The 12,820-nt window shown below is 45.0% G+C and carries 14 protein-coding genes; 4 read left to right on the plus strand and 10 right to left on the minus strand.

Translation table 11 applies throughout. The annotated features are described in order from the left end of the window. Positions 1–84: 84 nt before the first annotated feature. Positions 85–930: a TrmB family transcriptional regulator gene (locus tag ACIFQM_RS09640; RefSeq protein WP_430042485.1), complete on the minus strand. Its 846-nt coding sequence runs from the start codon at positions 928–930 to the stop codon at positions 85–87. A gap of 159 nt (positions 931–1,089) precedes the next feature. On the opposite strand from ACIFQM_RS09640, the gene ACIFQM_RS09645 reads away from it, so the two are divergent. After that, the gene (locus ACIFQM_RS09645; protein ID WP_430042484.1) at positions 1,090–1,992 is read left to right on the plus strand and encodes a DMT family transporter; all 903 of its coding nucleotides are present in this window, start codon (positions 1,090–1,092) and stop codon (positions 1,990–1,992) included. Between the two features lie 85 nt (positions 1,993–2,077). On the opposite strand, the gene ACIFQM_RS09650 is transcribed toward ACIFQM_RS09645, so the two are convergent. The 3 genes from ACIFQM_RS09650 to ACIFQM_RS09660 all read right to left on the minus strand — a co-directional run bounded on the left by ACIFQM_RS09650 (position 2,078) and on the right by ACIFQM_RS09660 (position 5,417). Then, on the minus strand, positions 2,078–2,257 hold the full coding sequence (locus ACIFQM_RS09650) for an aspartyl-phosphate phosphatase Spo0E family protein (protein ID WP_430042483.1): 180 nt from the start codon (positions 2,255–2,257) through the stop codon (positions 2,078–2,080). A 131-nt stretch (positions 2,258–2,388) separates the two neighbouring features. After that, a complete protein-coding gene (locus ACIFQM_RS09655) occupies positions 2,389–3,693 on the minus strand; it encodes a helix-turn-helix domain-containing protein (RefSeq protein WP_430042481.1) in 1,305 nt (434 codons plus the stop codon). A 350-nt stretch (positions 3,694–4,043) separates the two neighbouring features. Continuing rightward, entirely contained in the window at positions 4,044–5,417 is a 1,374-nt protein-coding gene (locus tag ACIFQM_RS09660) for a helix-turn-helix domain-containing protein (protein WP_430042478.1), read from the minus strand. A gap of 243 nt (positions 5,418–5,660) precedes the next feature. Here ACIFQM_RS09660 and ACIFQM_RS09665 point away from each other — a divergent pair, with 243 nt between their 5' ends. Beyond that, positions 5,661–5,918: a YqkE family protein gene (locus ACIFQM_RS09665; RefSeq protein WP_430042476.1), complete on the plus strand. Its 258-nt coding sequence runs from the start codon at positions 5,661–5,663 to the stop codon at positions 5,916–5,918. A gap of 44 nt (positions 5,919–5,962) precedes the next feature. Here ACIFQM_RS09665 and ACIFQM_RS09670 read toward each other — a convergent pair whose 3' ends face one another. Next, positions 5,963–6,133 carry a hypothetical protein gene (locus ACIFQM_RS09670; RefSeq protein ID WP_200893490.1) on the minus strand — a complete coding sequence of 57 codons (171 nt, stop codon included), beginning with the start codon at positions 6,131–6,133 and terminating at the stop codon, positions 5,963–5,965. Between the two features lie 116 nt (positions 6,134–6,249). Between ACIFQM_RS09670 and ACIFQM_RS09675 the strand changes: the two genes are divergently transcribed. Beyond that, positions 6,250–6,927, plus strand: coding sequence for a peptidylprolyl isomerase (locus ACIFQM_RS09675; protein ID WP_430042473.1), 678 nt, complete (start codon positions 6,250–6,252; stop codon positions 6,925–6,927). 198 nt (positions 6,928–7,125) lie between these two features. Here ACIFQM_RS09675 and ACIFQM_RS09680 read toward each other — a convergent pair whose 3' ends face one another. Together ACIFQM_RS09680 and ACIFQM_RS09685 are read right to left on the minus strand one after the other, a co-directional pair. Beyond that, entirely contained in the window at positions 7,126–8,562 is a 1,437-nt protein-coding gene (locus ACIFQM_RS09680) for an N-acyl-D-glucosamine 2-epimerase (protein WP_430065385.1), read from the minus strand. A 126-nt stretch (positions 8,563–8,688) separates the two neighbouring features. Next, positions 8,689–9,501 (minus strand): TIGR02206 family membrane protein, encoded by an 813-nt coding sequence (locus ACIFQM_RS09685; RefSeq protein WP_430042469.1) that lies wholly within the window; start codon positions 9,499–9,501, stop codon positions 8,689–8,691. A 91-nt stretch (positions 9,502–9,592) separates the two neighbouring features. On the opposite strand from ACIFQM_RS09685, the gene ACIFQM_RS09690 reads away from it, so the two are divergent. Then, entirely contained in the window at positions 9,593–9,805 is a 213-nt protein-coding gene (locus ACIFQM_RS09690; protein WP_430042467.1) for a hypothetical protein, read from the plus strand. 79 nt (positions 9,806–9,884) lie between these two features. Here ACIFQM_RS09690 and ACIFQM_RS09695 read toward each other — a convergent pair whose 3' ends face one another. The 3 genes from ACIFQM_RS09695 to ACIFQM_RS09705 all read right to left on the minus strand — a co-directional run bounded on the left by ACIFQM_RS09695 (position 9,885) and on the right by ACIFQM_RS09705 (position 12,586). Further along, complete coding sequence (locus tag ACIFQM_RS09695; RefSeq protein ID WP_430042466.1) at positions 9,885–11,156, minus strand: methyl-accepting chemotaxis protein; 1,272 nt, start codon at positions 11,154–11,156, stop codon at positions 9,885–9,887. A gap of 259 nt (positions 11,157–11,415) precedes the next feature. After that, on the minus strand, positions 11,416–11,718 hold the full coding sequence (locus ACIFQM_RS09700) for a transporter associated domain-containing protein (protein ID WP_430046845.1): 303 nt from the start codon (positions 11,716–11,718) through the stop codon (positions 11,416–11,418). Between the two features lie 154 nt (positions 11,719–11,872). Continuing rightward, entirely contained in the window at positions 11,873–12,586 is a 714-nt protein-coding gene (locus ACIFQM_RS09705; RefSeq protein ID WP_430042462.1) for an SGNH/GDSL hydrolase family protein, read from the minus strand. Positions 12,587–12,820: the final 234 nt, after the last annotated feature.

Below are 12,820 nucleotides of genomic sequence, written 5' to 3' on the forward strand. Positions count from 1 at the left end.
CATGCCGGGCGCACATGAAAAAGGCCCATGGAATTCACACTCCATGGGCCTTAATTTATGCATTTTGGACCAGCGCATACTCGTCTAATCCTTCTTTTCAGGTAAAGGGACATAATATCCTTTGCCATTCGGACCCATCGCGAATTTATTGCGAAGATGGATAAGATTAGGGCCGAATTTGGCTTCCAACTCCTCACGAAACTCATACATGATTTCCATAATATAAACATCATGAATAATCACTTCCGTAATCGGCATCACAAGCCCCGGATGCATCGTCCATGCAGCACGGCTATCATCCCCGAGTGAAAGTATACCCGCTACAACCTCACGGTCATCTACGCTGAGTACAATCCACCGTCCACCAATTTCGGACGTAATCTCTTTACTCATATCATGGTGGTAAATGGTGGCAAATTCAAAGTTAAGATCTCCGTACGCTACAATGAAAATCTCAATGCCTTCCCGGGCGACTTGCTCTAAAGCAGCTCTGAACACCTCGGCATCCTCTTTCCAAATTTCCATTAAGATTCGGTGCTTGGCTCCCTTAATCCCTTCTTGTATGCGACTTATAATGGCTTCATAACCCGATATATTCCAAATATTCTCTCTGTTTTGGGACGATGCTGTATACTGCTCCAATGTCTCTTGCGCTACATTAAAAATCTGCTCTGCCTTGCGTTTTCTCTGAGCAATCAATTCATGGGGCGGAAGTGGCACATATAACGGTGTATTATCCTGACTGACCATAATGTCCCCACGGTTAACCATCCCTGATAATACCTCATAAATTTTGGATCTTGGCACGCCGGAATTCAATGACACAGCGTATCCCGAAAGTGGAGAGCTTTCCAACAAGGTTACATAAGCTTTAGCTTCATATTCCGTAAAATTCAGATCCCGCAGAATTTCTAACACATTTGGTTTCATGACGCATTCTCCTCAAATTCATGTTCAACCTTACTATATCACTTCCCCTTGACAAAAACCGATATACACACTATCTTTTTATTAGTAGTTACTAAAGTAGCTACTCAAGTAACTACTCATATTTCATTTGATATGAGATCATGTCAGGGAGGATTTCACTTGAACAAAGTCATAGCTATCAACAGCAACAGCAATCGCATCTACTACAGCGCTACGATTCTGGCTCTGTTGATTTGGAGCACATCGTTTATTGCCACAAAAGCGGCGTATACCACGTTCCCCCCTCTTACATTGGGACTATCCAGATTTATGATAGCCTCTGTTGTGTTGGGTATTGTTTTGCTTATAAGAAAGGAATTTGTCAAAATTAAGCCAAAGGACTTAGCTATGATTGCATTTAGCGGTGTTTTGGGAATCACTCTTTATTTTTCGATGGAGAATATAGGAGTAAGCCTGACTACAGCTTCTAACGCAGCATTGATTGTCGCCTCCTATCCCGCGATCACATCGTTGCTTGAACTCATGATATATAAAGTGAAGCTCTCCAAATATAAAATCTTCGGGATTGCACTGGCTATGATCGGGGTATATTTTTTGACCTCGGTAGGCGGAAATTCGGATGGAAAGAATGAACTGATCGGAAATTTAATATTGATTGGAACTGGTTTTGCGTGGGCATTTTATACTTTCATGACGCGCAAGGTTGTGGACAAATACCCGCCCGTGACTTTATCTTTTTATCAAACCGTAGCAGGCAGTATCTTCTTTATACCTCTGGCACTTATTGAAAAAGATAGCTGGCAAGCTCCGACAACGGGATCGTTTATGTTATTAGTATATCTGGGCGTATTCTGTTCCGTTATCGCATTTTTGCTTTACAATTACGGATTAATCAAGCTGTCACCGAGCAGCTCCGTTTCTTTAATGAATTTGGTACCGATATTCGGGGTCTTATTTTCGGTTCTATTGTTGCAGGAAACCATTTCGTGGCGACAAATTATTGGCGGTTTGGTCGTTATCCTAGGTGTCCTACTCAGTGTACATCAACCAAGCAGTAAATAGAACGGAGAAGTATGATTATGTATCCTGTGCTACAATAAAGGGGCGAGTGACCTCACCAAAAGTTTCTCGCCCAGGTCGGTTGCGTTCATGCAGTCGGCTTTTTCACTTTTACATAAAAAAGGCGGTTATATTGATTAATGAGCTTATCCAGAATCATAGATTGCCTAAGCACACTGGCGTGACTGAAACCATGTTTCGCTTGCAAAGCATACAGCTTTTGTCGAGCTTTCTCCAACCGTTGACTCAAAATGTCGTCCCTTACCATGATATAACCCTCCTTGTCGTATCCTTAGTTTAGAGGGTTATGAATAAGTTTACAAAAGTAAAGGTTTGGGATAATTATCTATAATCCAACAAAAAAAGACCTGCTACGAAAGCGGGTCTGCAAGGCTAAAGCTAATTACTATAAGGGTCAAAAAATTTCCGGATTAAATATGCTCTATTGTGAATTGGATTAGACTTTTCCAAACAGCTTAGCAAAAATTTAAAACCATCTGAAAACGTCCCCCTACGCAAATAGTAGATCGCCAATTCTGTTGTAAAATGAGTAAAACGCTCTGCAATGAATTGTTGATTGTATACGCCTACTTGTTCTTGTTGTTCCAAAAGAGAGGCAATCTCCACCTCAAACCGCTTGAGTATTTCATCCACATTCAAATGATAACGATTAGCCGCCTCAATGATATTATCTAATGCGGGAAGAATTTCTTCTTTCTTTGAAGAAAAATAAGTTACATAATCGGGGAGTACACTTCCATCGCCTGACATAAGCCTATTTACATAGGTATTGGCCTTAGCCCACTCTTCAAACCGATTTTTCCACAAGATAGTCGTTTCATCCGTTTCCTTCACCCAGCTTAAATCGCCGTAAACACGATTATACTTGCGCGCTTGCTCATAGTCTTTTTTTGCATCACAAACTTCTGAACGAAGTAAATATGAAAATGCCCAGTAAGCAAACGGAGGGGCACTCGGCTTCTTTGGGTTTTTTTTCTTTTCATTTTGCCTCTGGCGCCGTTTCAACTTATTTTGAATTTCAGCCTTATTCTCCAATATCTCAGCGAAAAAGTTTATTTTATCCCATTGTCGTAATGAGCGATATGTATTCAATAAATCTTTTAACGCCTCTAACTGGTCAACTTCATCAAGGCGATCAATATAAGCCTCAAACTGAACAGCAGCCTCATAATTTCTCTCTTGATCATCCCCCTGCCTTGTCACGAACAAACGATATTGGCACAAGGCCAAGCGTTCCGAATGCTGCTTTCTCTCACTGATGGCCACATTTTCGTAAAGTATGGCTGCCGCCTCATTCATGCCTTCATTAAATAATTTCTCGGCAAGTTCAAATAGAGACTCAGAATATCCTAGCTTATCCAATAACATATCCACAACCTGCCGAATGAAGTCCAGCTTGTTCAATTTAGCACAATTATATAAAAAGGGACTCATTCTGCGCCAATTAGGGGTGGAATCGGTTAAATACTCCTCAATGTACCTTTCGTAAAAATAACCAACGGGGTGCCCCATCGCTTCTGTAATTCGATCCAATTGGTAAACCGAAAACGTACGGTTTCCATTAACCAAACTGCTCACAGTACCTAGATTCATTCCTGATATTCTAGCCAGCTCGGAAATATTTAAACTATTTTCCTTCATGTGTTTGATTATCTCTGCAAGTATCGTGGTTGTATTGGACAACCCCCCCCCTTTAAAGTTAACTTTTTAGGATTCCGTTAATATAAATGTGAGCCATTACAATCAAATGATAGAATAGCTTTTCTAGAAATAATGATACCAACTTTTGGTATCGTTATATATAATTTTCATAGATTCAGGAGAAAACAAACAGCAAAAAGAACGAGGTAAAGCATTAAAAGACCTACTGTAAGAGAAGGTCTTGGAATGGAGCATTTTTCAATACCAAGATTAATTACATCCCACCATGGGTTCCGGTCGGTTGGTAAGTAGATCCATTTCCTTGATATTGCAAAGGGGGGATTAGTACTGTAAATATCACAAGGGCAGTAGCTAATAGGGATGTTACTATTTTATTCTTCATCTTCATTCACCTCGGTAGTCAAATTTCGATAAACTGCGATTGTCTCAGCAACTGCATTTTCTCTATAAGACTCAAACAGTTTCATACATTTAATTATATATGTTTTATTATTAATTGCAGTAGATTTTTCCAAACAGCTTAACAAAAATCTAAAACCTTCTGAAAACATTTCTCTGCGCAAATGGTAGACAGCCAATTCTTTTAAAAAATGAGTATAGCGTTCTTCAATAATTCGCAAATTGTACACGCCTACATTTTTTTGTTCTTTTAAAAGAGATAGAATTTCCGTTTCAAATCGCTGAAGTATATCATCTACATTTATATTGTATTGGTTAGCCGCACTAATGACGTTATCTAACGCGGTGAGAACCTCATCTTCCCTTGAAGAAAAGTAATCTATATAATCGGGAAGTACGCTTGCTTCCCCTGACAAAAGCTTATTCACATAAGTATTAGCTTCAGCCCACTCTTTATACCGTCCCTTCCACTTCAAAGTGTCTTCATCCGTTTCATTCACCCAGCTTAAATCGGCGTAAGTGTAAGTATGTTGTAGTGCCTGTTCATAATCTTTTTTTTCGTTACAAACTTCTGCACGAAGTAAATGTGAAAATGCCCAGTAAGCAAACGGAGGAGCGCTCGGCTTTTTTGTATTTTCTTTCTGTGTTTTTTGCTGCTGTAGCTCCAGCTTATATTGGATTTCAGCTAAATTCCCCAAAATTTTAGCAAATTTGTTTACTTTGTCCCACTTACGCAATGAGCGATATGTATTCACCAAATCTTTTAAAGCATCTAACTGATCAATTTCATCAAGACGATCGACGTAAGTCTCAAACTGGACAGCAGCCTCATAATTTTTCTCTGAGTCATCCCCTTGCCTCGTTACGAATAAACGGTACTGACAAATAGCCAAACGTTCGGAATACTGCTTTTTCTCAGTTAGAGCCACATTCTCATAAAGTATAGCTGCCGCTTCATTCATACCTTCCTTGAAAAACTGCTCGGCAAGCTCAAATAAGGGATCGGAATATCCCAACTTATCCAATAGCATATCCACAACTTGCTGAATACAGTCCAGCTTGCTCAGTTTTGCGCAATTATACAAAAAAGGACTCATTCTACGCCAATTTGGGTTGGAATCGGCTAAATATTCGTCAATATACCGTTCGTAATAATAGCCGGCGGGATGTCCCATCACTGCTGTTATTCGATCCAACTGGTAGACGGAAAACTTACGGTTTCCATTGACGATACTACTCACTGTGCCGGGATTCATTTTGGATTCTCTGGCTAAATCGCTAATGTTCAAACCATTTTCATTCATGTACTTCATCATCTCTGCGAGTATCGTGGTTATATTGGACAAAATAAACCACCCCTTTAAAGTTAACTTTTTAAGATATCGACCACTTTAGATGAAAACTATGACAAACAAATGATATTATAGTTTTCCGCAAGTAATCATACCATCTTCTGGAATGTTTTCATATACCTTCAATAGATTTGCTTTGCAACCTAAGCTATTGAAAAAGGCTCAGCAAGCCTCACCCTTCAGCCGTGGAACAACCATGCAGAAGCTGATATAATCGAATGGAATGGAGTTGATGACATGGCTAAAAAAAGAAATTCGACTTCCCCCGCTCCTGCGGCTCAGGACAAACCTGCAACGTTAAAGGATCTGTTGAGTCAGGACGTGCTGAATAAGCTCAAGGCTCAGGCCAATGAAGCCCAGGCAGAGCAGGATAAACGCAAGGAAGACGAACGGCAGCGTGCCCTCGAAGCAAGAAAAGCAGAACAGAAGAAGCTGGACAACAACTTTGAGCATCTGCTGAATAACAGCAATTTGGACTGGCACAAATATAAATAAGCCAAAACCATCCCGGTTTTGGCTCATCTCCAAGCTTGATTATATTATAGCCAGTCACGAATGTGTTGTACCGAGTACAGCACCCCTACCCAAACCGGCAGACTGAACGCCATCCCCCATATGAGACCTTTAGCCAGCTTTTTGTCTACCTCCACCATGATCCTGCCCCTTTCCTTGGGAATAGCAGCAGTATGGGTCAAGAATACGGTATTCAAACCCGTATTTCCTAATCCCAACAAAAAAAGGTATGATAGAAAACGGAAAAGTGCTCTGCGCTGCCCCAAACTATAATTTAGGATTTTACACATCTAATCTTTCAGGAGGAATACAAATGATTGGAAAAAAGATACGTCCCTGGTATATGCTGTGCCTGCTAGCTACCCTGCTCGTGCTGGTAGCCGGATGTGGCACAAAAGCGACAGATGTAGAAGCCGCAAGCCGGACAAGCAGTACAACCCCTGCCGCGACTAAAGACAAAAGTAAACCTGTTTCCCATCCTGTCGTCACGATTGTCATGAACGACGGTAAAAAGATCAAACTTGAGCTGTACCCGGAAGTAGCACCGAACACCGTTAACAATTTCATTTCCCTGGTGCAAAAGGGAGCTTACAACGGTACGATCTTCCATCGTGTCATCCCCGGCTTCATGATTCAGGGCGGTGACCCTCAGGGTAACGGTACAGGCGGCCCCGGCTACAGCATCAAAGGCGAGTTCAAGAGCAACGGTGTCAACAATACGCTCAAGCACACGCGCGGCGTACTATCCATGGCCCGCTCAGCAGATCTGGATTCAGCCGGATCGCAATTTTTCATCATGGTTGCCGATGCGGATTACCTTGACGGTCAATACGCTGCTTTCGGCAAGGTAACGTCTGGGTTGGATGTCGTAGATGCCATCGTGAACTCCAAGCGTGACAGCAATGATAAACCGATCAAACCAGCTACGATGAAAAAAGTAACCGTGGACACGCTGGGTAAGAAATATCCGGCTCCAGTCAAAGTGAAGTAAGATGATATCGGCCCTGTGCGTATGCATGGGGTCGTTTTACATGTTCTACAAAGAGGTTTATCGTGTTCCACAGTAATGCTTACTTGGCTGCTGCCTCTGAGATGTAGTAAGAGTATATACACAAAATCCCACATACTCTTTTCACTCCACTACATTTTATTTCTCGAATAGATGTCGTGCCTTGTTATTACCCAAATTTTAAGGAACCTGCACTTCATGCTCCGGTAGATTGTGATGTGCCTTCCTTCCCTTAAGCAGCCATAGCTCTGGCGTATCCTGTACTCCTTCAAGCCTCAAGCTGAACGCCGTCGGCGGCAAATTACGTATACGCAGCAGCAGACGGTTACCGTCTGCCGCTGTGTCCACAAGCGCTAATGGCCTCAGTGAATCGTTCCTGCCTGTGCGAATCAGATCGCCCGTGGCACCAGCCGCACTCTCCCGGCTCCAGACACGCAGCTCATTCACAGACGGCGTGGCAATCCGCTTGCTGAAAGAAACGACCACCTCATCATCTGCGGTCGATCTTTCCGCACGGAGCGGGATGGGCGGCTCATCGTACATATAGCCGCCCAGATGGTATTCGTAGGCGGTCCAGACGTCATAACCGCCCTCCAGGGCGGCAGCCCCGAACTGCCGGGTCCATTCGCGATCCCGAACCATACTCGCGAGTGAACCGATATCCGCCTGCACCCCGAGGGGCAGATTCGGATCAGCGGCGCGTAACGCCTGCGCTATGCGGGCGTAGCCGCCAATATAATGCGGCGGCAGGCGACGACGCATCCAGTCCGGCCAATGGGTCTGGAGCACATGCATATCCGGGGCTACGCACCCGATCATCGCTACCGCGTCCAGACCCTGCCATTCCCGTAGCTGGCCGGGCACATCGCCGCGCCCGTTCACGGCCAGCGACCACGTCGCCACGCAGATGTCCGGCCGGACATCACGCACGCCGCCTGCGCCGTTCACCAGCTCGCCGATCAGCGCGTTCACGGCGTCCACGCGCAGATCGACCCACTGCGTGTACAGCTTCGGGACCTTCCGGTAGTAATTCCGCGCATGCTTGTCGCGGAAATCCGGAATGTCCTCACCGCTGCGCTCGCGGAAGGCCCGCCGGGCATGCGGGCCAATATCCCCGTACACTCCACTGCGCAGCCCGTTCCATTCGGGAAAATAAGGCTCTGCCACCTCGAACCCGTCGAACGGAATGTCGGTGACCAGCCGGGCAGCGGCTTTCTTTTTCCACTCTACGTATTCCTGTGCAAAATGCGAAAGTCGCTGAAACCCGTCATTCGGCTCGCGCAGCAGTTCCATACGCCATTCTTTCCACTCTGGCGGCAGCTGTGACACACCGAAGGAGCCATTGCCAAGCACCATCGCCCATACCGCGATTCCCCTGCGTTGAAAGGCCGCAACGAGCGCTCCATCCACTTCATTTTCACGCACAACAAAATAATGCACGGTCCGGTAGCCTGCAAGTGCGATTTCATCGGCTATACTATCCCGCGAACGGTTGGCGTAATAGGGAAACAATGGATCTATTTGAATACTGGGGCCGCTCAGTGCCCACGGCTTTATTTTTCCGGTCAGGGCTATAGATTCTGTTGGTTGTGTCCCGTCATTACCGTTATAGCTCAATTGAATCCACCTCCGTTACCCGTCTCTTCGCTATATGCTCCTGCTGGTTCGCCTATGTTACCATACTTCGCAAATTCCGTGAAATGCAAACTTACAGACGGAAATGCAGCACATACTGTTTCACTGTCAGCGTAGTGTTTTCTCTGTGCTATGATCTTCCCCAAGACGTTCAGCTCTGTGCCCAGCTCCTTTGCGAAAGTGGGCATATAGCCTGCCTCCAGGCAACACCTCGAACAGCAACATCATTAGAGAAAAGAATACGAGCGCAATGACCTCTTCTGCCAAAATATACAGCGGATAAGGTCCCAAAACATCCAATATCGACGGTGTTGGCGGCTTTCCGGCAAGAAACATATAGTTTGCTCCGAGTACATTATCTACGAGCCAAACGATCAGCGCCAAGCCATTGAGGAAAAGCATAGCTCCCCCAACGCCCTTCCACGTCGGTTTCAGCCCTTCGATCCATGTCATATACAAGGCAGCCCATATAATGGCACTATGAGCCACAAAAAAATGAATAAAACGATAGTGTGGAAAAGCATATGCCAAATTAGGCGTGAGTACCGCTTGAAACGCTCCTCCAATTCCGGCAAAAAGTACGATCGGATACAGCCAGCGGCTGCGGAAAATCAGCAGCAGAATCGACAGCAGCAGCGTCACACTGCACAGTTCCAACGGCAATGATGTCTGAGCATCCCAAATGTGCTGCGTCACATACCATATATTCAGAGTTACCTCTGACAGAATGAGTAGGGTCACCAGAAGCCAGCGAATCCCCTCACTTAACAGCTTATGCGACTGAATCAGGCCCCGAGTCAGCCAAAGCAGTAAAGCACATAAAATAAGCCCCAGTACAGCCAGCACATGTGAGGAAGTAAAAGCCTCGAATCCTTCCGGCGCAGCAGCATCGAACCAGGACCATGACCACGGCTTGTCCATCAAAAGCCCCCTTCTATCCTTTTTCTCTTTCTTGCTTGTTCGACACCTTAGCCTTTATGATAAAAGATATCATATTCAAAGGAGATCCCTCATGCCCATTAATCGCCGTTTGATCACGGATCAGGACTTCACCGAGGCGTTGGAACATCATCTTCGTGTCCGTATATTTCAGGATGACCAGTTGATTGGTTCGGGCGGAGTCATTATCCGTTTTGACGATCAAACTATAGTCGTGCAATCCAGTGTCAGTGATCTGGCCTACCATCCCAGAAAACAATGTGAGTTTTTTGAAATTAGAAAATAACCGTTATACACCGGAGAACCATTTTGCTTCGTTTTCCGGTGTATAGCGGCTATATTTTCTTTTTCTGACACGTTACGTTTTACAGCTGCATTCCACGAGTTTTCATCATGAGCTTGTTCGTAAGCATTTTCAAGTCCTCCGAAGAAGACGAAATTTCCTGCATAATAGCCGTTTCCTCATGAGCGGCTGTATAAATCTTGTGCGCACCTTCCGAGAAGGCCCCTGACATTTGCTGAATACGATTGATCTGCTCGAAGGTTTGATCTACCCGATTCGTCTGCTCCGTCACAGCTTCTTCCATTAAGCGAATACCTTCGACAAATTCACGCACAATCGAATTCAAACGACTCAACGTCTGATCCACCGAGCTTGTCCGTTCCGCCTCAGCACTGACCAGCGAGGTTTGCTGATGCATTAATTGTACCGTTTCCAAAATTTGCGACTGCACTCGGCTAACGATGGCATTGATTTGCTGCACCGATTCCGTGCTTTGTGAAGCCAATGCGCGAATCTGGTGAGCGACTACGGCAAACCCGTTACCTTCCTCTCCCGCACGTGCGGCTTCAATGGAGGCGTTCAGCGCCAGCAAATGAGTTTGTTCCGCGATATCCTTGACGGTGCTTGTAATCGCTTCAATTTGTGAAGCTTCCTTTTCCAGTCGTGCAATGACTTGCTGCGAACGACCATGTGAAGCTGTCAGCTCCCCCATTCCATCCATAAGAGATGAAAATACGGTCTGCGTTGATTCGACTGAATGCTCCATGTGGCCTGACAGCTCCAGCATATGCCCCGATTTGCTACGCATCATTTTAAAATCGCCCAGCATTCGATCCGCTGTTTCAATGGACTGGGAAGAGGCTTGCTTTTGCTGCTCTACGCCTTCCAAAATATCCTCCACCACCGAAGTCATGGATTCAATCTGTGTCGTAGCCTGTACAATAGCCGAACTAAGGTTTTCCGCGTTTTGCGAAGTCGCTCTTGAGCTGTACGATATCTCGTTAAACATATCCTTGATGTTCAGCATCATACGCCGGAATGCATCATAGAGCACCTTGATTTCGTCATCTGAACGGCGCTCAGGAATGACTACGGACAGATTCCCTGCCGAGGCTTCCTCTGCCGCCTTTGCCAGTCTAACAATCGGACGTGTGAGGAGTTTGGAGATCAACCACCCCAAAATGCCACTCCACAGAACGCCCATTAACAGAATGATTGAGATATACAGCCATTCCTGTGTACCTTGAGCAAGCCAGTCCTTGAGTACAAAAATAAAAAAGGCGCTTGTTCCATAGGTTATTACAGATATTGAGACAAATGCAGCAACCATTTTCGTACCTAGTGACATTTTCATGTACTGTAGTCCACCCCAAAAAACTCAAATTTGATTCCATTTTACCATATAATTGCTACAATTCTAGTGGTTTTTTTCACAGACAACCTTATTTATGAGTACAAAGATAGAGAGACTTTAGGCCCTCCATCCTAACTGCCAAAATAACATGCAATAGACATCAGCGTGCATTAAAAAATGGATGAACCGCACTTCTGTGTGCTTTACAGGCCATTCGTCACCTATTAAACCATTGATTTTCAGGCATTCAACCATTCCATCATTCGGAATTATTGTCATTTTCCTGTTCACTAGCTGTTTTTTTGACTGCTTCAATTGTGTCTATTTGGTGACTGTTTTTTTCCAGTACGGTAAACTCCCATGGGCCTATGGTCATACCCTCTCCCTGTCGGATATCAAAATGCTCTGAAAGCATCCAGCCGCCAATCGTATATACGTCTCTGGCCTCAATATCCGTCTCCAAACGACGATTGACTTCATGAATGAGCGCTTGCGATTTGAGTATGTAACGATGATCGTCTGTTTTGGTAATGAGCGGGGTTAGCGCCGCAGGGGTCGTCAAAATCAAACACATTGTTCAGGTAGCGATATTCTGTCGGTGTAATTTCACCACCCCCTTATGACGTTCATTTTTGGATGGACAGATCCTATAAGTCATGATGTCCATAATCGTGTATTACCCAAAAATGACAAGGAGTAGACTATGGTTGACCAAGTTAGCGAATCGCCAGCGGACTCTTTTGTACGATATCTATCCATTGATCAGCTATCAACTGGTGCCCAACCGCTGTCGGATGAACTCCGTCATGCAGCCAATAGGAGGCGTCCGCCTTGGTAGCTGCCTCGTTCAGCACGCTTTGGAGCGGCACAAATACGGCCCCAAATTCGTCCGCAAGCTGACGCACAAGCTGCTGATAGCCCGTTATTTTTTCCTGCCAAATGTCCCAGCGTGCCTCGGTAGCTCCTGTTTTCAAAATAAACGGCTCACACAGCACCAGTCCGGTATCAGGCAGTACTTCACACGTTTCCTCCAAAATGTGGCGATAGGCTCGCTCAAATCGGTCCGTCACCCCGGACGGCTCCTGCTCCACGATCCGCCAGGCATCGTTCACGCCGATCATAATACTGAGCAGGTCCGGCTTCAGGCTAAACGTGTCCTCATTCCAGCGTGCATACAAATCCGAAACCCGATCCCCCGAAATCCCCCGGTTCACAAATTCTGGCTGCGTAGCAGTCAATCGGCTCCCCAGTGCACCTGCGATCAGATACACATAGCTCTGGCCCAGCCAATGGTTCGCGTCCTCATTCCGTCCTCTTCCTCCATCTGTTATGGAATCCCCCTGAAAAAGAATACGTGTGCGTCCTGTATTAGTGCTGCTAGTCATATTCCACAATCCCTCCTTAACCTTTTCCAATAATATCCTTATCATACTTCATATTTTCCAAATTAGAAAGCGGTTTCAAAAATTGAGAGAATTGTAGATTTGCAAAATGATTTGGTAATGGTACATCACATTTAAATGAGTAATAAAACAAGAATACTATGTAAAATTAAAAGTTACCTAATCCACATAAAACAGTAACAAGTTTATCATGATATCAACTCCTTCCAAGTATCCTTCAAGATTCAATAAATCCTGTTGGTACGTGATAATATGCGGTAA

Origin of the sequence: Paenibacillus sp. NRS-1782 (genome assembly GCF_050467685.1) — a bacterium.
Lineage (GTDB): Bacteria > Bacillota > Bacilli > Paenibacillales > Paenibacillaceae > Paenibacillus > Paenibacillus terrae_A.

Coding starts and splice junctions, on each gene's coding strand:
- ACIFQM_RS09640 (WP_430042485.1), bottom strand. CDS start 930: ATGAAACCAAATGTGTTAGAAATTCTGCGGGATCTGAATTTTACGGAA.
- ACIFQM_RS09695 (WP_430042466.1), bottom strand. CDS start 11,156: ATGAAAATGTCACTAGGTACGAAAATGGTTGCTGCATTTGTCTCAATA.
- ACIFQM_RS09705 (WP_430042462.1), bottom strand. CDS start 12,586: ATGATAAGGATATTATTGGAAAAGGTTAAGGAGGGATTGTGGAATATG.
- ACIFQM_RS09685 (WP_430042469.1), bottom strand. CDS start 9,501: ATGGACAAGCCGTGGTCATGGTCCTGGTTCGATGCTGCTGCGCCGGAA.
- ACIFQM_RS09675 (WP_430042473.1), top strand. CDS start 6,250: ATGATTGGAAAAAAGATACGTCCCTGGTATATGCTGTGCCTGCTAGCT.
- ACIFQM_RS09665 (WP_430042476.1), top strand. CDS start 5,661: ATGGCTAAAAAAAGAAATTCGACTTCCCCCGCTCCTGCGGCTCAGGAC.
- ACIFQM_RS09690 (WP_430042467.1), top strand. CDS start 9,593: ATGCCCATTAATCGCCGTTTGATCACGGATCAGGACTTCACCGAGGCG.
- ACIFQM_RS09650 (WP_430042483.1), bottom strand. CDS start 2,257: ATGGTAAGGGACGACATTTTGAGTCAACGGTTGGAGAAAGCTCGACAA.